At 69.0% G+C, this 24,331-nt stretch carries 27 protein-coding genes; 13 read left to right on the forward strand and 14 right to left on the reverse strand.

The window, feature by feature from the left end; all coding sequences use genetic code 11:
• Positions 1 to 236: 236 nt before the first annotated feature.
• The 4 genes from leuS (at position 237) to ABZ880_RS07025 (ending at position 6,078) form a co-directional block, all read left to right on the forward strand.
• Positions 237 to 3,110 carry a leucine--tRNA ligase gene (leuS, locus tag ABZ880_RS07010; protein WP_361258074.1) on the forward strand — a complete coding sequence of 958 codons (2,874 nt, stop codon included), beginning with the start codon at positions 237 to 239 and terminating at the stop codon, positions 3,108 to 3,110.
• 141 nt (positions 3,111 to 3,251) lie between these two features.
• Complete coding sequence (locus ABZ880_RS07015) at positions 3,252 to 3,986, forward strand: hypothetical protein (protein ID WP_361258077.1); 735 nt, start codon at positions 3,252 to 3,254, stop codon at positions 3,984 to 3,986.
• Positions 3,987 to 4,058: 72 nt separating this feature from the next.
• The gene (locus tag ABZ880_RS07020) at positions 4,059 to 4,904 is read left to right on the forward strand and encodes a DegV family protein (protein WP_361258080.1); all 846 of its coding nucleotides are present in this window, start codon (positions 4,059 to 4,061) and stop codon (positions 4,902 to 4,904) included.
• A 121-nt stretch (positions 4,905 to 5,025) separates the two neighbouring features.
• Positions 5,026 to 6,078, forward strand: coding sequence for a helix-hairpin-helix domain-containing protein (locus ABZ880_RS07025; RefSeq protein ID WP_361258083.1), 1,053 nt, complete (start codon positions 5,026 to 5,028; stop codon positions 6,076 to 6,078).
• A gap of 20 nt (positions 6,079 to 6,098) precedes the next feature.
• On the opposite strand, the gene ABZ880_RS07030 is transcribed toward ABZ880_RS07025, so the two are convergent.
• Entirely contained in the window at positions 6,099 to 6,884 is a 786-nt protein-coding gene (locus ABZ880_RS07030; protein ID WP_361258085.1) for a hypothetical protein, read from the reverse strand.
• Between the two features lie 50 nt (positions 6,885 to 6,934).
• Entirely contained in the window at positions 6,935 to 7,153 is a 219-nt protein-coding gene (locus tag ABZ880_RS07035) for a hypothetical protein (RefSeq protein WP_361258088.1), read from the reverse strand.
• A 454-nt stretch (positions 7,154 to 7,607) separates the two neighbouring features.
• Here ABZ880_RS07035 and ABZ880_RS07040 point away from each other — a divergent pair, with 454 nt between their 5' ends.
• Genes ABZ880_RS07040 through ABZ880_RS07055 form a run of 4 tightly spaced genes read left to right on the forward strand, consistent with a single transcriptional unit; the run spans position 7,608 to position 9,749 of the window.
• The gene (locus ABZ880_RS07040) at positions 7,608 to 7,778 is read left to right on the forward strand and encodes a hypothetical protein (protein WP_361258091.1); all 171 of its coding nucleotides are present in this window, start codon (positions 7,608 to 7,610) and stop codon (positions 7,776 to 7,778) included.
• A complete protein-coding gene (locus ABZ880_RS07045) occupies positions 7,759 to 8,283 on the forward strand; it encodes a DUF6879 family protein (protein WP_361258094.1) in 525 nt (174 codons plus the stop codon). The genes ABZ880_RS07040 and ABZ880_RS07045 overlap by 20 nt, the downstream gene beginning before the upstream one ends.
• Before the next feature lie 20 nt (positions 8,284 to 8,303).
• Entirely contained in the window at positions 8,304 to 9,152 is an 849-nt protein-coding gene (locus tag ABZ880_RS07050) for a helix-turn-helix transcriptional regulator (RefSeq protein WP_361258097.1), read from the forward strand.
• Between the two features lie 18 nt (positions 9,153 to 9,170).
• Positions 9,171 to 9,749 carry a hypothetical protein gene (locus ABZ880_RS07055; protein ID WP_361258099.1) on the forward strand — a complete coding sequence of 193 codons (579 nt, stop codon included), beginning with the start codon at positions 9,171 to 9,173 and terminating at the stop codon, positions 9,747 to 9,749.
• A gap of 757 nt (positions 9,750 to 10,506) precedes the next feature.
• Here ABZ880_RS07055 and ABZ880_RS07060 read toward each other — a convergent pair.
• The 10 genes from ABZ880_RS07060 to ABZ880_RS07105 form a co-directional block, all read right to left on the reverse strand.
• Complete coding sequence (locus ABZ880_RS07060) at positions 10,507 to 11,019, reverse strand: hypothetical protein (RefSeq protein ID WP_361258102.1); 513 nt, start codon at positions 11,017 to 11,019, stop codon at positions 10,507 to 10,509.
• Positions 11,020 to 11,120: 101 nt separating this feature from the next.
• Complete coding sequence (locus tag ABZ880_RS07065) at positions 11,121 to 11,357, reverse strand: hypothetical protein (RefSeq protein WP_361258105.1); 237 nt, start codon at positions 11,355 to 11,357, stop codon at positions 11,121 to 11,123.
• Between the two features lies 1 nt (position 11,358).
• Positions 11,359 to 11,586, reverse strand: a complete 228-nt coding sequence (locus ABZ880_RS07070) for a hypothetical protein (RefSeq protein ID WP_361258108.1) — start codon at positions 11,584 to 11,586, stop codon at positions 11,359 to 11,361.
• Positions 11,586 to 12,638 carry an HK97 family phage prohead protease gene (locus tag ABZ880_RS07075; RefSeq protein WP_361258111.1) on the reverse strand — a complete coding sequence of 351 codons (1,053 nt, stop codon included), beginning with the start codon at positions 12,636 to 12,638 and terminating at the stop codon, positions 11,586 to 11,588. Before ABZ880_RS07075 ends, ABZ880_RS07070 begins: the two co-directional genes overlap by 1 nt.
• Before the next feature lie 4 nt (positions 12,639 to 12,642).
• The gene (locus ABZ880_RS07080; protein WP_361258113.1) at positions 12,643 to 13,014 is read right to left on the reverse strand and encodes a hypothetical protein; all 372 of its coding nucleotides are present in this window, start codon (positions 13,012 to 13,014) and stop codon (positions 12,643 to 12,645) included.
• A gap of 99 nt (positions 13,015 to 13,113) precedes the next feature.
• On the reverse strand, positions 13,114 to 13,410 hold the full coding sequence (locus ABZ880_RS07085) for a hypothetical protein (RefSeq protein ID WP_361258115.1): 297 nt from the start codon (positions 13,408 to 13,410) through the stop codon (positions 13,114 to 13,116).
• Between the two features lie 251 nt (positions 13,411 to 13,661).
• Complete coding sequence (locus ABZ880_RS07090) at positions 13,662 to 15,137, reverse strand: AAA family ATPase (RefSeq protein ID WP_361258118.1); 1,476 nt, start codon at positions 15,135 to 15,137, stop codon at positions 13,662 to 13,664.
• 21 nt (positions 15,138 to 15,158) lie between these two features.
• Positions 15,159 to 15,314 (reverse strand): hypothetical protein, encoded by a 156-nt coding sequence (locus tag ABZ880_RS07095; protein ID WP_361258121.1) that lies wholly within the window; start codon positions 15,312 to 15,314, stop codon positions 15,159 to 15,161.
• The gene (locus tag ABZ880_RS07100) at positions 15,307 to 15,549 is read right to left on the reverse strand and encodes a hypothetical protein (RefSeq protein WP_361258124.1); all 243 of its coding nucleotides are present in this window, start codon (positions 15,547 to 15,549) and stop codon (positions 15,307 to 15,309) included. Before ABZ880_RS07100 ends, ABZ880_RS07095 begins: the two co-directional genes overlap by 8 nt.
• 169 nt (positions 15,550 to 15,718) lie before the next feature.
• Positions 15,719 to 17,173 carry a recombinase family protein gene (locus ABZ880_RS07105; protein ID WP_361258127.1) on the reverse strand — a complete coding sequence of 485 codons (1,455 nt, stop codon included), beginning with the start codon at positions 17,171 to 17,173 and terminating at the stop codon, positions 15,719 to 15,721.
• Between the two features lie 68 nt (positions 17,174 to 17,241).
• On the opposite strand from ABZ880_RS07105, the gene ABZ880_RS07110 reads away from it, so the two are divergent.
• From ABZ880_RS07110 to holA, 5 genes are all read left to right on the forward strand, one after another.
• On the forward strand, positions 17,242 to 19,830 hold the full coding sequence (locus ABZ880_RS07110) for a ComEC/Rec2 family competence protein (protein ID WP_361258130.1): 2,589 nt from the start codon (positions 17,242 to 17,244) through the stop codon (positions 19,828 to 19,830).
• Between the two features lie 4 nt (positions 19,831 to 19,834).
• Positions 19,835 to 20,647 carry an arylamine N-acetyltransferase gene (locus tag ABZ880_RS07115; protein ID WP_361258133.1) on the forward strand — a complete coding sequence of 271 codons (813 nt, stop codon included), beginning with the start codon at positions 19,835 to 19,837 and terminating at the stop codon, positions 20,645 to 20,647.
• 125 nt (positions 20,648 to 20,772) lie between these two features.
• Positions 20,773 to 21,654 (forward strand): YceI family protein, encoded by an 882-nt coding sequence (locus ABZ880_RS07120; protein ID WP_361258136.1) that lies wholly within the window; start codon positions 20,773 to 20,775, stop codon positions 21,652 to 21,654.
• A 217-nt stretch (positions 21,655 to 21,871) separates the two neighbouring features.
• Positions 21,872 to 22,117: a hypothetical protein gene (locus ABZ880_RS07125; protein ID WP_361258139.1), complete on the forward strand. Its 246-nt coding sequence runs from the start codon at positions 21,872 to 21,874 to the stop codon at positions 22,115 to 22,117.
• A 51-nt stretch (positions 22,118 to 22,168) separates the two neighbouring features.
• On the forward strand, positions 22,169 to 23,152 hold the full coding sequence (holA, locus tag ABZ880_RS07130) for a DNA polymerase III subunit delta (protein ID WP_361258142.1): 984 nt from the start codon (positions 22,169 to 22,171) through the stop codon (positions 23,150 to 23,152).
• A 47-nt stretch (positions 23,153 to 23,199) separates the two neighbouring features.
• Here holA and ABZ880_RS07135 read toward each other — a convergent pair whose 3' ends face one another.
• Positions 23,200 to 23,418, reverse strand: a complete 219-nt coding sequence (locus ABZ880_RS07135; RefSeq protein ID WP_361258145.1) for an acyl-CoA carboxylase epsilon subunit — start codon at positions 23,416 to 23,418, stop codon at positions 23,200 to 23,202.
• A gap of 26 nt (positions 23,419 to 23,444) precedes the next feature.
• A partial coding sequence (locus ABZ880_RS07140; RefSeq protein WP_361258148.1) for a carboxyl transferase domain-containing protein occupies positions 23,445 to 24,331 on the reverse strand: 887 nt, incomplete at its 5' end.

The following is a 24,331-nucleotide window of genomic DNA, read 5'->3' on the forward strand; positions in this document are numbered from 1 at the left end:
GCGGTGTCAGGCACCAAGGACCCATACGGAAGCGCGTCGCGGCGTGCTCAAGGCCTGCGGTACCCTAACCGCATGCGTGCCGTACGCCTTCTGCTTAGCGAGCCGCGCTGATCAGTCCCGACCACCGGTGACCGGATGGATCGGAATCGGCGCGGCGTCCCCTCCTGTGCGAGGGGATTTTTCGTTTCCGGAACGACGCAGCCGCTGGCAGAGACGATCGATGGAGCTTAAGGATCATGAGCGAGACGAACCCCGCTGCCACCGCCGAGGTGGCTGCGCCGCACCGCTACACGGCCGCCATGGCGGCCGAGATCGAGGCACGCTGGCAGGACTTCTGGGACGCCGACGGCACGTACGCGGCGCCGAACCCCAAGGGCGACCTGGCCGGTGACCCGGAGATCGTCGCCAGGCCCAAGAAGTTCATCATGGACATGTTCCCGTACCCCTCCGGTGCGGGTCTGCACGTCGGCCACCCCCTGGGTTACATCGCCACCGACGTCTTCGCGCGCTTCCAGCGCATGACGGGCCACAACGTCCTGCACACCCTGGGCTTCGACGCCTTCGGCCTGCCCGCCGAGCAGTACGCCGTGCAGACCGGCACGCACCCGCGTGTCTCCACCGAGGCCAACATCGAGAACATGAAGGTCCAGCTGCGCCGGCTGGGCCTGGGCCACGACAAGCGCCGGTCGTTCGCGACGATCGACCCGGACTACTACAAGTGGACCCAGTGGATCTTCCTGCAGATCTTCAACTCCTGGTACGACGACGAGGCGAACAAGGCCCGTCCGATCTCCGAGCTGATCGCGCAGTTCGAGTCCGGTGAGCGCTCCGTACCGGGGCACACGCGCGCGTGGAGCGAGCTGAACGCCGCCGAGCGCGCCGACGTCCTGGGCGAGTTCCGTCTGGCGTACGCCTCCGACGCGCCGGTCAACTGGTGTCCCGGGCTGGGCACCGTGCTGGCCAACGAGGAGGTCACCGCCGACGGGCGCTCCGAGCGCGGCAACTTCCCGGTCTTCAAGGCCAAGCTGCGCCAGTGGAACATGCGGATCACCGCCTACGCCGACCGGCTGCTGGACGACCTGGAGGCGCTGGACTGGCCCGAGGCGATCAAGCTGCAGCAGCGCAACTGGATCGGCCGCAGCGAGGGTGCCCGCGTCGACTTCCCGATCGACGGCGAGCGCATCACCGTCTTCACCACGCGCCCCGACACCCTGTTCGGCGCGTCCTACATGGTGCTGGCGCCCGAGCACCCCCTGGTCGAGAAGTTCACCCCGGACGCCTGGCCGGAGGGCACGCACGAGGTGTGGACCGGCGGTCACGCGACCCCGGCCGAGGCCGTCGCCGCCTACCGCGCGCAGGCCGCCTCGAAGTCCGACGTCGAGCGGCAGGCCGAGGCCAAGGACAAGACCGGCGTCTTCATCGGCTCGTACGCGACCAACCCGGTCAACGGCGACCAGGTTCCCGTCTTCATCGCCGACTACGTCCTGATGGGCTACGGCACCGGCGCGATCATGGCCGTGCCGTGCGGGGACCAGCGCGACTTCGAGTTCGCGCGCGCCTTCGAGCTGCCGATCAACTGCATCGTCGAGCCGACCGACGGACGCGGTACCGACACCTCCACGTGGGAGGACGCCTTCTCGTCGTACGACGCGAAGATCATCAACTCCTCCAACGACGACGTCTCCCTGGACGGCCTGGGCGTCGCCGAGGCCAAGGCGCGCATCACCGCGTGGCTGCAGAGCAAGGGCATCGGCGAGGGCACGGTCAACTTCCGCCTGCGCGACTGGCTGTTCAGCCGCCAGCGCTACTGGGGCGAGCCCTTCCCGATCGTCTACGACGAGGACGGCATCGCCCACTCGCTGCCCGAGTCGATGCTGCCGCTGGAGCTGCCCGAGGTCGAGGACTACTCGCCGCGCACCTTCGACCCGGACGACGCGAACACGTCCCCGGAGACGCCGCTGTCGCGCAACGAGGACTGGGTCAACGTCACCCTGGACCTGGGCGACGGGCCGAAGCCGTACCGCCGTGAGACCAACACCATGCCCAACTGGGCCGGTTCCTGCTGGTACGAGCTGCGCTACCTGGACCCGCACAACAGCGAGCAGCTGGTCGACCCCGAGATCGAGCAGTACTGGATGGGCCCGCGTGAGGGCCAGCCGCACGGCGGTGTCGACCTGTACGTCGGCGGCGCGGAGCACGCCGTGCTGCACCTGCTGTACGCGCGCTTCTGGTCCAAGGTCCTGTTCGACCTGGGGCACGTCTCCTCCGCGGAGCCGTTCCACAAGCTGTTCAACCAGGGCATGATCCAGGCCTACGTCTACCGCGACAGCCGTGGCATCGCGGTGCCGGCCGCCGAGGTGGAGGAGCGCGACGGCGCCTACTACTACCAGGGCGAGAAGGTCTCCCGGCTGCTGGGCAAGATGGGCAAGTCCCTGAAGAACGCGGTCACTCCGGACGAGATCGCCGCCGAGTACGGCGCCGACACGCTGCGCCTGTACGAGATGGCGATGGGTCCGCTGGACGTGTCGCGGCCGTGGGACACGCGCGCGGTGGTGGGTCAGTTCCGGCTGCTGCAGCGGCTGTGGCGCAACATCGTCGACGAGGCGACCGGTGCGGTCACCGTCTCCGGCGCCGAGCCCGACGAGGACACGCTGCGCGCCCTGCACAAGGCGATCGACGGTGTGCGCGGTGACCTGGAGGGCATGCGGTTCAACACCGCCATCGCCAAGGTCACCGAGCTGAACAACCACCTGACCAAGGCGGGCGGCGTCGTACCGCGCTCGGTCGCCGAGCCGCTGGTGCTGCTGGTCGCGCCGCTGGCCCCGCACATCGCCGAGGAGCTGTGGCGCAAGCTGGGCCACACCGACTCCGTCGTCCACCGGGACTTCCCGGTCGCCGACCCGCAGTACGTCGTCGACGAGTCCGTGACCTGCGTCGTGCAGATCAAGGGCAAGGTCAAGGCGCGGCTGGAGGTCTCGCCGTCCATCTCCGAGGAGGAGCTGGAGAAGGTCGCGCTGGCCGACGAGAAGGTCGTGGCGGCGCTGGACGGCGCGGGGATCCGGAAGGTGATCGTGCGGGCGCCCAAGCTGGTGAACATCGTTCCGGCGTAGCCGCTCACGGGCCGGGACACACGTCTCGGGGTAGTCCCCTACGGGCAGGTTCGGGGTTTTTCTGGAACTCCGGGCCTGCCCGCCTCGTTTACCGTGGAAAGGCGATGCGATGCGTGTCGTGCCCGGCGGAGGAGGAGCGCAGTGGAAGCAGTGATCGCAGTGTTCGCCCTGCTCTTCGTGCTCTTCCTGGCGCTCGGCGTCTACGCCACGGTGAAGGTGGTCGGCGCCGCCAGGCGCAGCGTGGACCGCACGATCACCCAGGCCCGCCGCACGGTCGAGGACCACACCCTGCGGGCCAAGTCCTTCGCCCAGCCCGGAGCGGCGGGCGAGCTGGCCCAACTGCGGCTGAAGCTGCGGACGTCGATGCGCGCCACGCAGGACGCACTGCACGCGGGCGTGAGCGAGGACGAGTCCCTCAAGGAGTCCCTGGGCCTCTTCCAGCGCCTCAGTGCGCACGGGCACGAACTGGACGGCGAGCTCAAGCGCCTGGAGGCCGAGCCGGACCGGACCACGCTCGCCGCGCGGCTGCCCGAACTGCGGGAGCGCACCGAGCGCATCACACAGTCGGCGGACTCCCTGCGCTGGGCGGCCCGCGACCGGGCCCGCCGCTTCGCCGACGACGACCTGGACACGCTGAGCGCGCAGATAGACGTGGAGGCCGGTGCCCTGCGGCACTGGACCAAGGAAGAGCCGTCCTCCACCCCGCCGCCGTGGCCCGACGCCCCGGCCGCCGACAACGCGACCGCTCAGCAGACCTGGCCGGAGACCCCCCGCTCCCGCACGGCCGAGGAGCCCACGCGGGCCGCCATCACCCCGCCCGCAGCGCGCCCCACGTACCCATGGCAGAAGAAACCCCGCCCCGAGAGCACTACTTGATCCGGTCAAGGGCATACCAGGTGAGAGGGGCCGGGCTGCCGTCCGGGCGCTACGGCAGGTAACCTCCAGCTCATGTCCCGCCATGTCGCGATCGTCACCGATTCAACGGCCTACCTGCCGCCGCGGACGATGGAGCGCCACGGCATCACAGCGGTGCCCCTGACCGTGGTCCTCGGTGACCAGGCGCTGGACGAGGGGACCGAGATCTCGACCCGTTCCCTGGCCCAGGCCCTGCAGAAGCGGCGCCCCGTCACCACCTCGCGGCCCAGCCCCCAGCTCTTCGCCGAGACCTACCGCAAGGTTGCCGAGTCCGGCGCCACCGGCATCGTCTCCCTTCACCTCTCCGCCGAGCTGTCGGGCACGTACGACGCGGCGGTCCTCGCGGCGCGCGAGGCGCCGGTGCCGGTGCGAGTGGTGGACACCGGGGCGGTCGCGATGGCACTCGGGTTCTGCACGCTCGCCGCCGCGGAGGCGGCGGAGGCGGGCGGCACGGTGGACGAGGCCGTCACCGCCGCCGAGAAGCGCGCCTCCGGGACGTCCGCCTACTTCTACGTCGACACCCTCGACTATCTGCGCCGCGGCGGCCGGATCGGCGCCGCGCAGGCGCTGCTGGGCTCCGCGCTCGCCGTGAAGCCGCTGCTGCAGCTCGACGGTGGCCGTATCGAACTCCTGGAGAAGGTCCGGACGGCGTCGAAGGCGATCGCCCGGCTCGAGGAGATCGCGGCCGGCCGTGCCGGCAGCGCACAGGTCGACATCGCGGTCCACCATCTCGCCGCTCCCGAGCGGGCGTCGGCGCTCGCCGACCGGTTGCGGGCGCGGGTGCCCGGGCTGGCCGATCTGCATGTGAGCGAGGTGGGAGCGGTGATCGGGGCGCACACCGGGCCCGGGCTGCTGGGAGTCGTGGTCTCGCCGCGCTGACGGTTTCTCCGCTGACACTCTCTCACTCGTGTGGGTGGCGGAGTTATCCACAACTGGGCGGTAATCCCCGGGAATTGAGCAAGATCATCGCGGAAGTGGCGGTGTGCCCCATCGTCGTGGCATGGCACTTCGATCACGTTCACGTACAGCGACTGCGACCAGTGGCCCCGGGCGCGGCCCCGCCTCCGACGGCCGGATCCGTCATCGTCGTCCACCGGGTCTGAGCCGGGTCCGGCATCGGCACCGGCATGAGTCGGCGGACGAACTCCGTCGGCGCGCGGAGGTGCTGTTCCCCGAACGGGCCGGTGAGCGGCGGGAGTCGGGGACGGGGCCGCCGACCGCGCCCGTGACGGAGGAGGACGAGGACTTCGACCTCCCGCGGGCCCTGCCCCGGGACGACGGGCGCTCCGACACCGATCGCGATTTCGCTTTCGGCACCGACGCCACTACCGGCGGCGATCGTTCCGGGGACGGCCGGCGTGTGCGGGCCGGGCTTGCGGTGCGGGAGCGGATGCCTCTGTGGTTGCAGTCGAGGTGCGGGCTGGAGCGGCGGAGTGTGCTCGCACTGGCGGCGGTGCTGGTCGTCGCCGCCGTGTTCGCCGTGCAGCACTTCTGGGCCGGGCGGACGCAGTCCGTGCGGGCGCCCGAAGTGGTGCGGGCGGCGGCTCCGTTCGGCGAGCGGAAGGGGAGCGGGGACCCCGAGCCGAGCGGTTCGGCCGGGGCGTCGAATGCCGCGGGCCCGGGTGGGACCGGGATCGTGGTGGACGTCAGCGGCAAGGTCCGCCACCCCGGGATCCATCGTCTGCCGGCCGGTTCGCGGGTTGTCGACGCGTTGCGCGCGGCCGGGGGAGTGCGGCCCGGTACGAGTACGGACGGCCTGAACCGGGCCCGCTTCCTCGTGGACGGGGAGCAGGTGGTCGTCGGCGGTCCCGCGGCCGCCGCGGCGCCGGGTGCGGCCGGTGCGGCCGCCGGTGGTGCGGCCGGTGCGGGCGCTGCTCCCGCGGCTCCGGTCGCCCTCAGCACGGCGACCGTGGACCAGCTCGACACCCTGCCGGGCGTCGGCCCCGTGCTGGCCCAGCACATCATCGACTACCGCACACAGCACGGCGGTTTCCGCTCGGTGGACGAGCTGCGTGAGGTGAACGGCATCGGCGAGTCAACGTTGCCGGGGTGACCTCGCGGCGCCCAGGTCTCTCAGCCGACCAGGTGCTTGAGGAAGTCGGTCACGAACTTCTCGACCTCTTCCTTTGTGGTGCTGTCTTCAACGCACAGCCGGTCCACGTCCCTGACCCCCGCGTGCTTGAACAACCGGTCCCGGCTGCGGTCGGCAGATGCCCGTCCCTTGTGATGCGGCCCGTCCACCTCGATGACGCCGACGCGTCCGCGATACGTGATCAGGAAGTCAGGCTCGAAGGTGTGCCCAGGCACCCGCAATGCACCGAGGGGCATGATCCCGATTGTTTCGTTCTGCGGAAGCCGGGCCTGGTGGTCCTTGAGTACCTGGTAGACCCGCTGTTCCCACTCGTTCGTGAAGTGGAGACCGTCCTCGATCGGGTGCCGGGGCTCCAGCCGGACTTTCCGGGCCTGGTTCGTCTGGTGACCGCCCTTGAGTTCGCGTGCCAACTGCTCCCGCCAGTTCGGCCCAACCCTGGGGATGACCTCTCGGATGAAGACGTCATCGATGTTCCGCCCGCACCCGGCCCCGACGGTCTCGAAGGCTGACTTGATGTCCTTGAGGTGATATCCCGTGTTGTGGATGAGGTGCGGCTCTAGCTCAAGGATGACCTCCTGGTACTCCCGCTCGTAGGAGTGGGACATCGACTCTTCGTAGGTGGTGTGCCGCTCGATACGGGCGCTCGTCACGTCCAGCATCAGAGCGGCTGCCTTCGCATGCCCACGCTGAGCCATAAGCACAGATGCGGCACCGATCACCTCGTCGTCGCTCAGCTCGACGTCACGCGAGCGCACCTCTTCACTCATGGTCGGATTGTCTCATCGTGCACTGACAACCGTGGGGGATCGCACGGCAGTTACCCAGGGCTCTGAGGCCGCATCGCCTCGGCCATCTGCTCGGCCACGTCCGCGCGCACCATTCCGAGATGCACGTACGGCTTGCCGCTGTGGGTGACCATCGGGCGCACGCTGCCCCAGACGCTTTCGGGCAGGCCGAGAGCGGCCAGGGCTTCCCGGATCGCCTCCGCCGCGTCCGTCGCCTGCTTGCGTCCGTCGCGGTAGGTCTGCATGTCCATCGTCATCAATGGACCCCGGAGGCATGGTCGCGGATCAAGGTTGCGTGCCTCGCAGCCTGCGTGATGTTGCCGTCGTCCTTGGCCGCGCTGAGCAGTCTCCAGTTGGCTGCACAGACCTTGCACCCCGGCGCAGGTACGCAGTCCAGCAACCACGCGTTGAGGCCCACAGGGAGTTCAACAGGTGGTTCCTGCGTCGTCTTATGCTTCGTGACCATTGACTGCTCCCCGACTCTCCGCGTGACTCCGGCTACGACCGTAGGGAGGGGTGAAGGGGCCGGTCCACGAAGTTGCACGCTGTTGCACGCACCGCTGGGCGGCCTTGACGCCCTGGTCACGGCACCGTGAGGCTCTGGTGCAACCGAAAGCAACCGACTCGACATGGGGAGGGGCCATGGGCCTACGGTTCGTGGGGAAAGATCCAGAGTCCGGAGATCACGGCTGCCCAGCCGTATGGGTGGATGAGGTCACGCACGAGGTCGTCATCCAGGGCGCGACGGCCGACGCCGACACGATCGCCCGGACCGTCCAGGACAGTCCGCTCCCGGACCATGAGGGCGTGATCCGGCTACCGCAGCGCATGATCCCGCTGCTGAGGGAGGCACTTGATGGCGCAGAGCCTGAGTAACTTTGCCGACCTGATCCGGTCCGTGGAGCACTCCGCCGTCCACCTTGAGATGCGGGACGTCTACGCGATCTCCGACGAGGACGAGGGGTTCGCGGCATGGAAGCGCGGCCACCAGCTCGACCCGGACGACCGCGAGTCCTGGTGGCGTCCGTGGCTCGACCTCGTTCAGGAGGTCACCGCCAAGGGTGTCGTCATGAGGCGCGCCCGGATCGTCGGCGAGCCGCAGAGCGAGTACATCCGCTACGAGCACTCGTTCACCTTCACCAACGTCGCCGCAGGCGAGGAGATCCGCTGGCTCCCAAGGCGACAGGCATCCGACCTCGCGCTGCCGGGGAACGACTTCTGGCTCTTCGACGACCGCATCGTCCAGTTCAACGTCTTTGATGGCGAAGGGCGTTGGGTCCACACCGACCAGACGGACGAACCAGCCGTCGCCCGGCTGTGCTCGACAGCCTTCAACTCCGTCTGGGAGCGGGGCATCCCGCACGACAAGTACGTCATCTGAGAAGCCCGGTACGCCAGTTCATGCCCACGTCCCCGCTGTCCACCGCCCAGGCTGCCCGCGCGGCCATTGCCTCCCGCCTGGACGAGATCAGGAGGGACGCCGGGCTCACCGGGCTTGAACTGGCGAACCAGTGCGGCTGGCACAAATCGAAGTCATCCCGCATCGCTGCGGCCAAGACCGCTCCGTCGGACGAGGACATTCGGGCGTGGTGCCGGGCCTGCGGCGCGGAGGATCAGGCAGCGGACCTGATCGCCGCCTCCCGCACCGCCGAGTCCATGTACGCACACTGGGCGCAGATCCATCGCGACGGCATGAGGCGCGTCCACGAGAAGACCGTCCCGCTGTACGAGCGCACCACGCACTTCCGCGTCTACGCCTCGAACCTGGTCCCTGGCATGCTCCAGACCGCCGATTACGCCACGGGGCTCCTGCGGTCCATCACGGACTTCCAGGGCACCCCTGACGACGTGGCCGACGCCGTGCAGGCACGCGTGAACCGGTCCCGCGTTGTCCATGAGGGAGATCATCGGTTCGGGCTGCTGCTGGAAGAGACGGTGCTCTACTACCGGGTCTGCGACGACGCAGCGATGGCCGACCAGCTCCGGTACCTGCTGGAGGTCATGTCCCGGCCGAACGTGTCCCTGGGGATCATCCCCTTCACGGCCCGTCGCACCGTGTGGCCGCTGGAAGCGTTCTACGCCTTCGACGACGTCCAGGTGGCGGTCGAGACGCTGACGGCGGAGGTCAACATCACGGCCCCCGGAGAGATCCGCACGTACCTCAAGGCGTTCTCCGAGTTGTCCGGCACCGCAGTGCACGGCCGCGAGGCAAGAGCGTGCATCACAAAAGCCCTCAACTCCCTTGACTGACCTGCCAAAATCCCCTGCATGGACGCAGGATTGGCGGCAGTGCTCGGGGCTCTGGCAGGTGCGGTCGCGACGACGGGGGCGGCCTTCGCTACCGGGTGGTCAGCGCGCGAGCAGGCGAAGATGGCAGCACGAGCTGAGCACCTTCGCCAGAGACGTGACGCGCGGCAGGCCGTGTACGAAGAGTTCATTGCCGCAGCAGCGGCTCATTCGGATCTGACTAAGATTCTCCTCCTGCCAGTCCCGGAAGATTTTGAGGACATGGAGCGCCTTCGCCTCCTGCCAGAGGGAATGGACTTGCAGGATGTCATCCGGGAATCTGAATCGCTTCATAAGACCCTCCGGGAAATAGCAACACGAGTACAGATCGCTGGACCTAAAGAGGTCAGCGCAGCGGCGACAGTCGTCGAGGACAATTCGCGCGAGGTCTCAGCTTCACTGGGAGTGATGCGCGTACCAACACTCGCTGAAATTCCAGGCTGGACTCTGTCCGAGAAGTGGCGTGAAGGATGTACACGTTTCGTAAACTTCAGCGGCGCGGTAGATGAATTCGCCGAGAAGGCCCGTATAGCACTGGATAATGACGGCACCAAGCCTTAAGGGTGCAGGTCGGGACTTCCCATCATGATCATCGTGCACTGAAATTTGTCAGAGAGAGAGGGCACCACCTGGGCGGGGTCCGCGCTGCCCAAACGGATCTACGTGGACCCGGCCCCCCTAGGGTGGCGGGGGGTATCGGAGCCTCATCTACCCTTGCAATCCACGGGAGTTGATGACGTGCTGCCGGGCGACCAGGAGCCCCTTAAATCAGGCTGAGTCGCTGGGCTTCGCCAGAACGATTTCGTTTTGACCTTGATTGCAAGTCTCATTCGCTTTGTTCGCGTTCATTCGTTTCGCTCTTACGGCTTATCGTGCACACACCATGGCACGACATGGGTGGGTGGCATGGGTGGGTTGGTGCTGTGTGCTGGCACTGAACCACTGCTGCACACCACCACTGCACACCAGGCACCAGGCACCAGGCACCAGGCCATGGCACCAGGCACGGGTGTGCGGGTGTGGGTACTGCACCACTGCACCAACCAAGGCTGATGGATGCGTGGCTGTGCGTGTGCTGGCCTGTCACCACTGCACCGACAGTTGACAGTCTCCGGCCCCACCGCCCAGAAAGGAGGTGAAAGGAAGCGGTGGGGCCGGGGATGTTCGAGGGGCCTGCATATCCTCCCGGCAGTGGAAAGCAGGCCCCCCTGAGTTCCGTATCGCAGTAGTCACGCGCGGGGCGACATCGACACCCAACCCCCTACCGAGATACGGGAGTTCCGGCCCAGGAAGGAGCGAACCAGGGCCGGAGGTTCGACTACCGGCGGTTTTCCCGGTCCTGCGAACGGGCCGCAACCTGTGCGGCTTCGAACCTCCGCTCAAGGCCGGACAGGTTCTTGCGCTCGCGGTTCAGGCGCTCCTCGGCCACCTCGACCAGGTCGCGTGCCTCCTTCTCCGCGTCGACGAGCGTGCGCCGCTCAAGGTCGGAAAGCCGGTGCACCATCCGGCCGTTGCTGCTGTTGAAACGGGCCGCAGTGTGGTCGACGGGGACACCGATCATCGTGCCCATGCCGGGTGCCGTCACGCCTTCCCTCGTGCACTTGTACAGCAGATCGAGGTGTGCCGACTGTGCCGAACTGAACTGTTCGAGGGCGGCGTCGGTGAGGGCCTCGGCCTGCGCGAGATGCGGCCCGTACTCGTCAATGACCGCCTGCTCGTGCTTCCCGATGGGGTCGTGGGTCGGGTAGACGATGGCTTCGGCGTCGAATACGAGGCCAGTGGCCCGGCAGTACCACCCGAGCCTTTCCTGACGGCAGCCGTAAGGCGACACGTCCTGGCCGCACTTGTGGCACGTCTCCTTCTTCGCGGTCCTCGTGGGCACGGTAACTCCCTTCTCGCTTGCGGGTGTACGGGTTCGAGCCGTTCGAGGTGTCATGCTGCGCCTCCAGTTGCTTCGGCCACAGCAATGCGCTTGGCCCTCTCAATGGCGAAGATGATGCGGTCGGTCTCCTCGATGTCGAGGTGCGTGATGCGGCCGAGCGTGAGCCGAGTGTTGGGGTCCAACTGGCTCAGCTCGTCGTCGACTTCGAGTGTGCGGCGGAGTTCCGCCTGCTTCGCCTCGGTCGGCGACGCGTACTGAACTGCCTTGTTGGCGCTGGGCTTACGCATGTCAGTCTCCAAACTCGTCAGCGATGAGGCCCTTCTGGAGCCGGTCGAGGAACCCCTCGGGGTCATGGGTGCCCTGTTCGATGACGTGAGCGGCGAGAGCGACCAGACCGTGGACCAGTTCGGCGGGGTCGGTGTGCTCGATGATGGTGTCGTGGGCCTCGCGGTCGCGGCCGACGGCGGCCTTCACGAGGGCGAGCGCGGAGGCAACGGTGTCCGTGCAGCGGTTCATCACAGCTCCCCCCTGTGCTCCAACGTGGCTCGGATTCCGGCGAGTTGAGCCTGCTCCTCATGCGCACCGTCGAGGAGATGGGCCAGCTCGTGGTGTGCGAAGCCGTGCGCCTGGTCCGCGTCGACGTCGGCCCGGATCCAGATGCGCTCCGGCGCGGCCGACGGAAAGCAGTACCCGCCCATGGCGACGGGGTCGGTGAACTCCACGCGCTTCGGGTCCGGTTCGCTCACGAACCATCCGATGGTCACGCGAGGGTCCCGCTTCAGGACGGCGTCCTTGACGGCCCTGCGCGTCTCTGCGGGCACGTCGGCTTCGCGCACCATGCGATACCCGTACAGGGCACCAGCGGTCACCGCGAGGCCCTTCAACTCTTCGGCGAGCGCAGCACGCGCCAGGTCGTCCTTGAAGCGCCGGGCCAGGTCGACCAGCTTCTGGTGCTCGTCACGCTCGAAGCGAGCCAACTGAACCCGGTAAGCCTCAAGTTCCAGCCGGGTGCGGTTGTCCAGGGTGTACGAGGGGGTGTGCCGGCTGTACAGGGTGTCCCGGGTGTCACGGTCGCTCTTGACGGAGAGGAGCCGAGTGTTGATGCCCGCAGGAACGATCACGGGTGAGACCTCATGCACTGTCATGCGCCGCAGGGTCCGCCGGTGTTCCGGACCGTAGGTGCTGTTGCTCGGGGCCTTCACCGAGTCGATCACATCGAAGCCATAGCTGAAACTTGCGAGTTCGCCGAGTTCCTTCACGGTCTCGAAGGCGTCGCGTCCGTGCGTGGTGCCCATAAAGAACTGGCCTTCGAGGATTGCCTGGTCGCCGTCTTCGTAGATGACGCCTTTGCCGACCGGCTTCGCGCCCTGCCAACTGGAGTGGTTCCAGTCGCTGATCATGACCGGCGCGCCATTGGTGAACGCGTGAGGGACCGTAACGTCTCCATCCCTGTCAACACAGTTCAAGGTCGCGTAGACGGCCGTGATGCGCCCCGTGGTCTCGGACTTGATTTCTACGCCGCCGACGTAGTCCTCGCCGTCCGAGTTGAACGCCCTCTTGGTCTCCATGCCTTCACGCCCCTTCCCTTTCAATGACGTAGGCGCGGACGGCCCTTTCGTCGAATCGCCAGTGTCCGTGCCCTTCGGGCTGGAAACCGCCGATGGCTGCTCCGAGCTGCCGTGCCCGCCGTGGCGTACGCCCGAGGATCGCGGCCGCTTCGTGAGTCGAGATTGTGCCCCTGATGCTCGGCTGCATTTCCGCGCTTCCGCTTTTCACAGCGCCCAGGATGCTGAGAAAGGCCCTGCATGAGGCGCGCGAGTGCGACCAGTCCGCCCACCGCTCGGTATCGCGGCCGACGACGCATTCCAGGACCCCCGCCAGCTTGCCGACCATGTGCTTCGGGATATTGAGGCTGCCGTCCGGCAGTACGAGCGGTGTGTTCACGGGTGGGCTCCTCTGCGCTCTGCGCCGAATGGGTCGATGCGCGGGCGCGAGGGGACCTGTGGGCCTCTCGCAGGGACGGGTTGGACGGGGGAATCGCGGTCAGCCGGTGCGGCGGCGTCCATACACGGCGCGGCGGCGGACCTTGTGGGACTTGTTGGCCCGGCCGCCGCTGCCTGTGGTGCAGGGCTCGCCGACGGCCGACTTGCAGTAATCGCAGGGGACGGCCCTTGCGCCACGGCGTGATGCCCTGGAGTGCCGTTCGGGGGCGGGTTGGACGCCCAGGACAGGGGTTGGCTCCTCGGGGCTCCTGTGGCCGCCCAGAGCCTCGGTCAGCACGCGGATCGTCTCCGCCTGCTTGCTGATGATGTCGACCAGGCTGGCAATGGTGGCGTCCATGATCTCGATTCCTTCTTCCTTGGCTTCTCTGCTTCCTTGATCCGCCCCGCTGCCTTATCCGATCCTCCCGTGTCTCCTAGACACGGGGGGTGGATCGGAATTGAGGCAGAGCTAGCGGGGAGTCTGGATCGGATAAATCGGAAATCGCAGGTCAGGGGCTTCGGAAACTTTCCGATCGTCATCGGATAAGCCGGAAACCCCCTTCGGAAACGCTTCGGAAACGATCTCTGGTTTCCGAAGGGTTTTCCGAATCATTCGATCATGGTTTGCTGCCCCTCCTGGTCGTGCTCCCGAGCTTGCTGGGCGTTGATCCAAGCGTTGACGGCGTGCTGCCCGAGACTCGTCACGAAGTACCTGCCGCGAGACTTCTGCTCCATGAGCTTCAAGCCGACCAGGACGGCGAACTTCTCGTTGACGCGGTTCGCTTTCGTCTCAATGCCGTCGTCGGCGAGGGCGTGGACGATGTCGGTCTGCCCGCAGCCCACGACGGGTCCATACGCGGCGGCCTTCTTCAACACGGCCTCGGCCATCTGGTCAGGCGGGTTGGGGATGTCCCTCGCGGTGACGGTGCTCCCGCCGCTGCTCCGACTGCTCGTGATGTGCGGGGCGTCGGTATTGCTGCGGTCGAGGTGCAGCAGCCAGGGATCGCGGAACGGTCCGGCCTTCCATTTCGTGCACGTCATTTCGATGGCGTCGATCGAGCCGGAAAGCTGCCACACGATGTCGGCGTCGGCGAACAGCGAATAGCCGCCGCGAGGACCCTTGGTCACGTCTTTGCCGGGGTGGGCCACGAGAACGACGCTGCCTCCGCCAAACTTCTGCATCGCGGTGACGGGACGGCGCATGTTGGCAACAAGGCGCGAATAGTTCGGGTTGTTCTCTTCCTCGCCCCCGAGGACGGTGGCGACCGTGTCGACGATGACGAGCCGGATTTTCTTCTCGTCGATGAATTTCACGATCTCGTCAACCTGCACGTCGTCAAGCAGGTTCAGCGGCTGGGGATGAAAGTAGATCTCGTACTGGGCGAGCTGGATTCCGTGCGCCCGCTCCCATCCCGCTACCCGGTCGTCTACGCCTCCGCCGTCCTCTGCGGCGATGTAGAGGACGGGAATCGGGCCTACGCGTCCTGACGGCCCGTTGGGGTCGGGCCACGCCCTGCCGGTGGCGGCGCTGCCGCCCAGCGACAGCATCACCCACGTCTTGCCGACCGTTGACGGCCCGTAGATGACTGCGACGGACCCGGTGTAGAGCACGTCGGGGATGAGCCCCTTCGGTTTGGGCAGTTCGGACAGCCCTGCCCGGTGCAGCGTCCGCGAGGAGAACGAGCCGCGTTCTGCCGCCTGCTTCTCGGCGTACATCCGCTTGCCGAGATCGCGGGACACCAGCCAGTCGGCGTGACCCTCCGCATCGATCCTGACGCGGTCCCGACGCCGTTCTTCCTTGGCGGCCTGATACTCCAGAGTTTTGAGTTCGTCCTTCCCGCCGGGGATGACCTCCCAGAAGCCATCCCCGTCCATGTCCCAGACGGCGTGGTCATCGTGCCTGGCACGCCACCTGGCCCGCACGGCGTCCAGCTTCTGGCGCGCGGCCTCGACGGCATCGTCCGGTGTTACCGTGGGTACGGAACCGTTGTTCTCCTCGCGCCCCCCGCTGTCCGTCGCCCGGCTCGGGGGGTTCGTGTTGTCTTGCATGGCGTTGTCTCTCGGCTTGCGGAAGCGGTGCGGCACCTCCTTTTTGGGTTGGGGGATCTACGCGGCGTCGGCGTCGCCCTCGCTCGGATCCGTGGTTCCGGTTTCCGGCCATGCGTCGGGTTCACGGTTCGCCAGGCCGAGGAGCGCGGCGATGCGGCGCAACTGGGCGTCCGTGGGCTCCAGTTCGGCGAGGGGGTTGGGGGTCTCAGGCATCGCTGCCACCGCCGTCCTGGGCGGGGTGCAGCAGCATGGCGGCGAACCGGGCGCGATCCTCGGGCGTCGGTTCGGCGGCGAGGTACTTGCGGACCTGCTCCTCAAGGACGAGGCTGCGCAGCTTGCGCCGGGTCTCGTCGGCCTGCTCGGTGCTGCCGAGGCGGATGTAGCCGCCCAACTGGCGCTTCAGGCGCTCGGCTTCGGTCTGAGGGCGGCGGGGCAAAGAAGAGGACACGGCGGCCTCCGGTACTGCTCGGATGTGGCCGCAGGTGTCCTCTGGAGCGCCCTGCGTGAGTTTGTTACGAGCTACCTGCCCGCTACCTGCCAGGGGCCAAACCGACGCCCGCAAACGCTCTGGTCGGTAGCCGACGTCGAGAAGGTCGATCTTTAGGAAGCGAGTCCCCTTACGCCACCGGCCGCAGCCGTTCCGGCTGGAAGGCGTTGCCACGAGAGCGGTCGTGCGGCCTCACCTCGTACCCGTCCGGCACGAGCGCGAGCACCACTTCGCGCTTGTCTGCCGGGGTCAGCCGCTCCCATCCATCGCGCACGTCTCCGGCGAGGAGAGTCCGCAGAGCGCGGGGCGCGGAGGCGTTGATCAGTGCCCGCGAGTTCTTGATCCGCTCATCGATGATGCTGCGAGCTTCGCGGTACTCGCCCAGCGACATTTCCTTGCGTGCCCACATCCCTGCAAGCTGTTTCAACTGTGCATCGTCTTCGGCGAGTTCACGCCGAGCATCGTCGCTGGCCTCGCTCGTCGAGATGGTGTGCAGGCGTTCCAGGATGCGCGGCCTGGTGAGCAGATCGAGAACCTGGCGCTCGGCCTCGGCCTCGGCCTCTGCCGCCTGGACGGTGATCTTTCCGCAGCCGCCCAGAGGGCTTGCGCACCAATACTTCGGCTTGCCGTTGTTGCCCTGCCACCCGGTGAGCAGATGGCCGCACAGCGGGCAGTGCAGGACCCTCGTGAGCCACCTCTTGAGGGTCAGGTCAGAGGTGCCCGCACGACCGGCCAGCACCGCGCAGACGGCCTCCCAGGTGGCCATGTCCAGGATCGCTGGCCATGCGGCCTTGACGGGCTCACCCTGGTCGTCCCGGACGATCTGGCCCTTGTACGAGCGAAGACCGGCCACGGAGGGCTTGGTGACGACGGAGCGCACGGAACGCGAGTTCCAGGCGACCCCGGTCACGGTGGGCTCACCGCGCCGGTTCAGCTCAGCGGCGGCACGGTTGAGGCTCCAGCCGTCGAGGATCCACCGGGCGATGTCCCGGATGACGGCGGCCTCATCGACGATGACCACCAGCCCGCGCCGGTCGTAGCCGTAGCCCCGGAACCCTCCGCCGCTCCGTTTCCCGGCGGCGGCCAGCTCCTCGTGCTTGCGGGTCACCCGACGGGAGGTGTCACGGCTGGCCTTGTTGGCGACGGCGACCATGACGCGGGCCATCGTGATGTCGGCATCGTTGGCGAGCCGGAGCGATCCCGTCACCGACTGGACGGGGATGTTCGACGTCCCGGACTCGACGACGTCGATGAGGTCTTCCAGGTCGCGCGGGTCGCGTGCCGTACGGTCCAGGTCGTAGGCGAGGAGCCCGTCACACTCCCCGGAGGCGAGCCAGCCCAGCGCGGTGCGGAACTTCGGCCGGACGGTCCGCAGCGCCGTCGTGCCGTCCGGGAGTCGGATCTTGCGGCGCTTGAAGGCTGAGGTGTCGTTCTCGACCAGCACCTCGGCGATGCCCCAGCCCAGGCGGTCGGCCAGCTTGCGGCCGTCCGCTTCCTGCCGTCCGACGCCACTGGCGTCCTCGGCCTTGTCGTCACTGATCCGTACGAGCAAGATCGCCCGTTTCGGGGTTATTGCGTGGTTCATGCTCCGAAGGGTAATCCCGTCTACGTGGGCGACCGACGCTTTGCCGATCTCCGGAATCTCGTGCGGCCATGACGCGCGCTCCCGAGCTCCCGCCCGAGCGCGCGGCCGTCCACGCCCACTCCGGAAGGCGGCTCGGTGCCGCCCATCCCCGACAGGAAGGACCGACGGACCTGCGCCTCGTACCGCCCGCGCTCGCGGCCTGGGCGACGGCTGCGGTGATGCTGGACGCGACAGTGGGGTGGGTCACCGGCGTCGCGGTCGTGTGCCTGATCGCGGCGGGTGTCCTGTTGGCCGTACGGCGACGCGGTGCGCGGGTCGGGCCACCGGCGTCGCGGGCCTGGCCGCGTGTCTCGGTCGCCGCCGTGCTGCTGTGCGTCGCTGCGGCTGCTGCTTCCGCCGGGTTGCATGGAGCGGACCTGCGGCGAGGGCCCGTGCCGGGGCTGGCGGGGCAGTACGCCACCGTCACCGCCGAGGTCGAGGTCACCGCCGATCCACGGCTCACCCGGCCTCGGATCAAGGGGGATCACGTTGCTCCGGCCTCCGTGGTGATCGAGGGGGAGGTGCGGAAGGTGGCGGAGGCGGACGGGTCGGCGGTGGTGACGCGGGCGCCGGTGCTGATGATCGTCGACGCCAGGTCGCGTGGGGCGGGGCGGGACCTCGGCGGGGCCGGCAAGGGTTCGTTGAGGCCGGGAGCAGGCACGGAACCCGCCGCCGGGCCGCAGCGGTCGCCGTGGCTCGAGTTGTTGCCGTCCACGCGGGTGCGGGTCGTCGCCCGACTGGCGCCCGCGGTGCTCGGCGGGGACCGGGTCGCGGCCGTGCTGCGGGTGCGGGGGAAGGCCGGGCCGGAGGTGGTGGACGGGCCGTCGGGGGCGCAGCGGTTGGCCGGGCGACTGCGGGGCGGGCTGCGGGAGGCGACCGAAGAGTTGCCGGCGGACGCGCGGGCGTTGCTGCCCGGGCTGGTCGTCGGGGACACCTCGCGGATCACCCCGGAGCTGGACGAGGCCTTCAAGGAGACCGACCTCGCGCACACGCTGGCCGTGTCCGGGAGCAACCTCACGATCATCCTCGCCCTGCTCATCGGGCCGCCGGGCACGGCACAGCGGGTGGAGCGGCGTGGGCTCGCGGCCCGGCTCGGCATCCCGCTGCGGACGACCGCGCTGTTCGGGGGAGCGCTCACCCTCGGGTTCGTGGTCGTGTGCAGACCGGACCCCAGCGTGCTGCGGGCCGCGGCCTGCGGGGCCGTCGTGCTGCTGGCCCTGGCGACCGGGCGCCGCAGATCACTGATCCCGGCGCTGGCGACGGCGGTGCTGCTGCTCGTGCTGTACGACCCATGGCTGGCCCGGAGTTACGGCTTCGTGCTCTCGGTGCTGGCCACCGGCGCCCTGCTCACGCTCGCGCCGCGCTGGAGCGAGTCGCTGCGGCGGCGCCGGGTCCCGCCGAGGCTGGCCGAGGGGCTGGCCGCGGCTGCCGCGGCGCAGGCACTGTGCGCGCCGGTCGTGGCCGTGCTGTCGGCTCGGGTGAGCCTGGTGGCGGTGCCGTGCAATCTGCTCGCGGAGATCGCGGTGGCGCCGGCCACGGTGCTGGGCTTCGCCGCGCTGGCGACGGCGCCGGTGGTGATGCCGGCGGCCAAGGTGCTTGCCTGGTGCGCGAGTTGGCCCGCCGAGTGGATCGCGGGCGTCGCCCGGACGGGGGCCGCGCTGCCCGGTGGTGGTGTGGACTGGCCGGGCAGCTGGACCGGGGCGGGGCTGCTCGCTCTGGTCACCGTCGCCGTCCTGCTGGTCGGCCGGCGGGTGTTGAGACATCCGTGGCTGTGCGGGGCCTGCGGAGCGCTGCTTGTGCTGGTGGTGGTGCAGCCGCCGCCGCTGACCAGGGTGATCACGGGGTGGCCGCCGCCGGGGTGGCGGTTCGTGATGTGCGACGTGGGGCAGGGGGACGCGACGGTGCTCGCCGCGAGGGACGGCAGCGGGGTGGTCGTGGACGCGGGGCCCGATCCGACGCTCGCCGACCACTGCCTGCGCACACTCGGCATCACCAGAATCCCGCTGGTCGTCCTCACGCACTTTCATGCCGATCACGTGGCCGGGCTGCCCGGTGTGCTGCGGGGGCGTTCGGTGGGGGCGATCGAGACGACCGGACTCGAAGAGCCCGCGGATCAGGTGGAGTTCGTACGGAGGGAGGCTGCGGGGCGGCACATCCCGCTCACCCGGGCCGTGGCGGGGGAGCGGCGGCGCACGGGTTCGGTCGCGTGGCAGGTGCTGTGGCCGCCCCCGCGTCCGGCACCGGATCCGGACGGGCCGAACGACGCGAGCGTGGCCATGCTGGTCAGGTCGGCCGGGCTGCGGATCCTGCTGCTCGGGGATCTCGAACCCCCGGCGCAGCAGGCGCTGTTGAGGTCGCCGGAGGGGGCGCTGCTGGGTGGCGTGGATGTGCTGAAGGTGGCCCATCACGGGTCCGCCTATCAGGACCCGGAGCTGATACGCAGGGTGGCGCCGAGGCTGGCGTTGATCTCCGTGGGCAGGGACAACCCGTACGGACATCCGGCCCCCAGTACGGTCGCGGCGTTGCGGGCCGAGGGAGCGGTGGTGCTGCGGACCGACCGGGACGGGGCGCTGGCGGTCGTGGGAGCGGGCGCGGAACTGGGGGTGGCGCGAGACTGAGGGCATGAATTCGTCACAGGTCGATGCCTACCTCCGCCGACTGGGAGTCGAGCCCTCGCAGTGGCCGGCAGGTGCCGCCGGCGCCACCCTCGACGTACTGCGCGAGCTGCATCTGCGCCATCTGCAGTCCGTGCCCTTCGAGAACCTGTCGATCCACCTCGGCGAGGAGATCGTGCTGGAGGAGAAGCGGCTGCTGGACAAGGTGGTGGGGGCGCGAAGGGGAGGGTTCTGTTACGAACTGAACGGGTCGTTCGGGGCGTTGCTGGGTGCGCTGGGGTTCGAGGTCACGCTGCTCGCGGCGCGGGTGCACGGGGACGGGGGCCGGCTGGGGATTCCGTACGACCATCTCGCGCTGCGGGTGCGGACGGTGGACGGGAGCGAGTGGCTGGCGGACGTGGGGTTCGGGGCGCACAGTCACTATCCGCTGGTGTTCGGGGAGAGAGGGGAGCAGGAGGACCCCGGCGGCGTGTTCCGGATCGCCGAGGCGGGGCCGGACCTGGATGTCGTCGTGAACGGTCGGCCGCAGTACCGCCTGGAGGTGCGGCCCCGGGAGCTCGGTGACTTCGTGGCCGGGGCGTGGTGGCACAGCACCTCGCCCGCGTCGCACTTCACGCAGTCACTGGTGTGTTCGAGGGTCACGGAGGACGGCGGGAGGATCACGCTCAGCGGGCGCACGTTCAAGGTGACGGGCGTCGACGGGGCCCGGGAGGAGCGGGAGTTGGGCACGGACGAGGAGGTGCTCGCCGTGTACCGGGAGCGGTTCGGGATCGAGCTCGACCATGTGCCGACGGTGCGGAATCGTCATCGAGGGGACTGATCAGGTCACATGGGGCCAGTCGTTGCTACTCGTGCGTAGGCAGTCCGTGTTGCCTCGAAAGCCCCATCAGTGATCGAATGCATCTTCGGCAACAGATGATGTCGAGGCGCACAGGGGTGGCGTGGATGTTCGGCCGCTGGCTGGGAAACCGAACGAGCAGGGTCCAACAGACGAGTCCCCTGGCGGCGGTGCAGACCCCGCCGAGTGCCGGGGTGCTGAGCTGCCGGGTGCTGGATCCGGTCAACGCGCCGGTGACACATGCGGAGTTCGCGGTCAGCGACACCATGGGGCGCAAGGTGGTCAGCGGCGGGACGGATCCCTTCGGGTCGTTCGTCACGACGGTGCCCGCGGGGGAGTACCGGCTCGCGGTGTCGGCCGACGGATACACGCCGTACCGGGCGAGCGCGACCGTCGGGGAGAACGCGCTCGCCTCGCTCGGCGACGTGACCCTCCAGGTCGCGCAGCCGCCGGAGCTGCCCGCGGCGGGGGACTGGGAGATCGAGGCGACGCACTCCTCGATCGGTTTCACCGCGCGGCACATCGGGCTGGCCCGGATCCACGGGCGGTTCAACTCCTTTGCGGGGGTCGTGCGGATCGCGGAGCAGGTGGAGCAGTCGGCTATGCATGTGGTGATCGACGCGGCGTCCATCGACACGAACGTCCGGATGCGGGACGACCATCTGCGGTCGGCGGACTTCCTGGACGTGGCGCGCTTTCCGACGCTGGAGTTCTACAGCGAGCGGTTCGTGCACAAGGGTGGGAGCCGGTGGGCGGTGACCGGGGCGCTGTCGCTGCACGGGGTGACGCGTACGGTCACACTCGACACGGAGTACCTCGGGCTCGGCAACGGAATGGAGGGCGAGGTGCGGGCCGCGTGCCGGGCCACGACGGAGCTGCATCGGGACGACTTCACGGTGAGCTGGCAGACCATGCTGGCGCGGGGCATCGCGGTGGTGGGGCCGAGCATTCGCGTCGACCTCGATGTGCAGATCGTTCGCAAGGACTGACGTGCGGCTCGTGCGGCTCGTGTGGCGTGCGCGGCGCCCACGCAGCCCTCCCGCACCCGCGCCCCGTCCGCGCTCGCCGCGGCCGCCTCGACCGCGGCCCGGCCGGTGGCCGCGTCGGGCCGCGCCCGGAAGTCGCCGCCCGGCCCAGGTCGAAGACGCAGGCGTGCGGAAGGGGTGACCTGCGGGGTTCCTTCGGCGGTGCCCGACAATGGCTGCCGTGAGTGATGTGAGACATGTGCTGGTGCTGCCCGATCGCGAGGCCGCGGAGGAGGTGGCCGAGGCGCTCGGGGAGCGGTTCGGGGTGTCCGAGGAGCCGCAGCTAGTACGGGACGCGCTGGCCGGTGAGGACGACGCCGAGGACGCGCAGTGGCTGGTCGTGCTGCGGGACGAGGGCGGGCGGCTGGATCCGGGGGAGCTGGACGCGTTCGCCGGCGAGTGGGACGGGTGGCGCGAGGAGCCGTAGGGGAGCGGTGCCCGAGGCCCGTTGTCAGTGGGCCGTGCCATGCTTTACCCGATGGCCAGGAAGACTGCTGATGACGACCCTCTCGCCCCGGTGACGCTTGCCGTGGGCCAGGAGGACCTCCTGCTCGACCGTGCCGTGCGGGAGGTGGTGGCCGCTGCCAGGGCCGCCGACGCCGATACGGACGTACGTGACCTCACCCCGGACCAGTTGCAGCCCGGCACGCTCGCCGAGCTGACCAGTCCCTCGCTCTTCGCGGAGCGGAAAGTCGTGGTCGTACGCAATGCGCAGGATCTTTCGGCCGACACGATCAAGGACGTGAAGGCGTATCTCGGGGCGCCCGCCGAGGAGATCACCCTCGTGCTGCTGCATGCGGGGGGAGCGAAGGGCAAGGGGCTGCTCGATGCGGCCCGCAAGGCGGGGGCCCGGGAGGTCGCCTGTCCGAAGATGACCAAGCCGGCGGATCGGCTGGCCTTCGTGCGGGGCGAGTTCAGGGCGGCCGGGAGATCGGCGACGCCGGAGGCCTGTCAGGCGCTCGTCGACTCCATCGGGAGTGATCTTCGGGAGCTGGCGTCCGCGGTCTCCCAGCTGGTCGCCGATGTGGAGGGGACCATCGACGAGACCGTCGTCGGGCGGTACTACACGGGGCGGGCCGAGGCGTCGAGCTTCACGGTCGCCGACCGGGCCGTGGAAGGGCGGGCCGCCGAGGCTCTCGAGGCGCTCAGGTGGTCGCTGGCCACCGGGGTCGCCCCGGTGATGATCACCAGCGCGCTTGCGCAGGGCGTGCGGGCGATCGGGAAGCTGTCGTCGGCGCGCGGCGGGCGCCCGGCCGATCTGGCGCGGGAGCTGGGCATGCCTCCGTGGAAGATCGACCGGGTGCGTCAGCAGATGCGGGGGTGGACTCCGGACGGGGTCGCGTTCGCGCTGCGGGCCGTGGCCGAGGCGGACGCCGGGGTGAAGGGCGGCGGGGACGATCCCGAGTACGCCCTGGAGAAGGCCGTGGTCGCCATCGCCAGGGCGGCCCGCAGCAGGCGCTAGCCCCACGGCTGTCCGCGCCCACGCCCTCGCCCCGCCCCGTGCGGTCGCTACGCCGCCTCCTGCCAGCTGATCGGGTGCGTGTAGGACGGGCGGCGCCAAGGCGCGAGGGGGGTGACGGGGGCCGGGAGCGGTTCGGGCGTGTTCAGGGCCAGGAGGACCACGGCGAGGGCGGCGAGTTCGGACTCGGTGGCCGTGCCGCGGACCACGCGGAACAGCGGTTCCGGGGAGGGGGCGGCAGCGGTCGGCGGTTCGTCGGACGGGGGCACAAGAGCTCCTTGGTGGGACGGGAGTGTTACTGCGGCTGGTTGCCGTGTTTGCGGGGCGGCAGATCCGCGTGCTTCGTGCGGAGCATCGACAGGGCCGAGGCCAGGACGGTGCGGGTTTCGGCGGGGTCGATGACGTCGTCGACCAGGCCGCGTTCGGCCGCGTAGTACGGGTGCATCAGCTCGGACCTGTACTCCTTGATCTTCTGGGCGCGGACCGCCTCCGGGGCGTCCGAGGCGGCGATCTCGCGGCGGAAGATGACGTTCGCGGCGCCCTCCGCGCCCATCACGGCGATCTCGTTCGTCGGCCAGGCGAGGGTCAGGTCGGCGCCGATCGACTGGGAGTCCATGACGATGTAGGCGCCGCCGTAGGCCTTGCGCAGGATCAGGGAGATGCGGGGGACGGTCGCGTTGCAGTAGGCGAACAGCAGCTTGGCGCCGTGGCGGATGATGCCGCCGTGCTCCTGGTCGACGCCCGGCAGGAAGCCCGGCACGTCGACCAGGGTGACCAGGGGGATGTTGAAGGAGTCGCAGAACTGCACGAAGCGGGCGGCCTTCTCGCTCGCTCCGATGTCCAGTACGCCGGCCAGGGACTGGGGCTGGTTGGCGATCAGGCCGATGACGTGGCCGTCCAGTCGGGCCAGGGCGCACAGCACGTTGGTCGACCAGCGCTCGTGGATCTCCAGGTACTCGCCGTTGTCGACGAGTTCCTCGATCACCCGGCGCATGTCGTACGGGCGGTTGCCGTCCGCCGGGACCAGGTCGAGCAGTGTGTCGGTGCGGCGCGTTGCGGGGTCGTCCGACGGTGCGGCGGGCGGGGCCTCCCGGTTGTTCTGGGGCAACAGGCTGAGGAGGTAGCGGACTTCGGCGATGCAGGTCTCTTCGTCGTCGTAGGCGAAGTGGCAGACGCCGGAGG

This window comes from Streptomyces sp. NPDC047043, assembly GCF_040644055.1.
GTDB lineage: Bacteria > Actinomycetota > Actinomycetes > Streptomycetales > Streptomycetaceae > Streptomyces.

Bases quoted from the DNA above. Each gene is read 5' to 3' on its own strand.
- ABZ880_RS07095 (WP_361258121.1), bottom strand. From the start codon at position 15,314: ATGCCTGAGACCCCCAACCCCCTCGCCGAACTGGAGCCCACGGACGCC.
- ABZ880_RS07120 (WP_361258136.1), top strand. From the start codon at position 20,773: ATGTTCGGCCGCTGGCTGGGAAACCGAACGAGCAGGGTCCAACAGACG.
- ABZ880_RS07050 (WP_361258097.1), top strand. From the start codon at position 8,304: ATGCCCACGTCCCCGCTGTCCACCGCCCAGGCTGCCCGCGCGGCCATT.
- leuS (WP_361258074.1), top strand. From the start codon at position 237: ATGAGCGAGACGAACCCCGCTGCCACCGCCGAGGTGGCTGCGCCGCAC.
- ABZ880_RS07085 (WP_361258115.1), bottom strand. From the start codon at position 13,410: ATGGACGCCACCATTGCCAGCCTGGTCGACATCATCAGCAAGCAGGCG.
- ABZ880_RS07070 (WP_361258108.1), bottom strand. From the start codon at position 11,586: ATGAACCGCTGCACGGACACCGTTGCCTCCGCGCTCGCCCTCGTGAAG.
- ABZ880_RS07035 (WP_361258088.1), bottom strand. From the start codon at position 7,153: ATGGACATGCAGACCTACCGCGACGGACGCAAGCAGGCGACGGACGCG.
- ABZ880_RS07030 (WP_361258085.1), bottom strand. From the start codon at position 6,884: ATGAGTGAAGAGGTGCGCTCGCGTGACGTCGAGCTGAGCGACGACGAG.
- holA (WP_361258142.1), top strand. From the start codon at position 22,169: ATGGCCAGGAAGACTGCTGATGACGACCCTCTCGCCCCGGTGACGCTT.
- ABZ880_RS07020 (WP_361258080.1), top strand. From the start codon at position 4,059: ATGTCCCGCCATGTCGCGATCGTCACCGATTCAACGGCCTACCTGCCG.
- ABZ880_RS07115 (WP_361258133.1), top strand. From the start codon at position 19,835: ATGAATTCGTCACAGGTCGATGCCTACCTCCGCCGACTGGGAGTCGAG.
- ABZ880_RS07045 (WP_361258094.1), top strand. From the start codon at position 7,759: ATGGCGCAGAGCCTGAGTAACTTTGCCGACCTGATCCGGTCCGTGGAG.
- ABZ880_RS07065 (WP_361258105.1), bottom strand. From the start codon at position 11,357: ATGCGTAAGCCCAGCGCCAACAAGGCAGTTCAGTACGCGTCGCCGACC.
- ABZ880_RS07025 (WP_361258083.1), top strand. From the start codon at position 5,026: ATGGCACTTCGATCACGTTCACGTACAGCGACTGCGACCAGTGGCCCC.
- ABZ880_RS07110 (WP_361258130.1), top strand. From the start codon at position 17,242: ATGACGCGCGCTCCCGAGCTCCCGCCCGAGCGCGCGGCCGTCCACGCC.
- ABZ880_RS07075 (WP_361258111.1), bottom strand. From the start codon at position 12,638: ATGGAGACCAAGAGGGCGTTCAACTCGGACGGCGAGGACTACGTCGGC.
- ABZ880_RS07055 (WP_361258099.1), top strand. From the start codon at position 9,171: ATGGACGCAGGATTGGCGGCAGTGCTCGGGGCTCTGGCAGGTGCGGTC.
- ABZ880_RS07105 (WP_361258127.1), bottom strand. From the start codon at position 17,173: ATGAACCACGCAATAACCCCGAAACGGGCGATCTTGCTCGTACGGATC.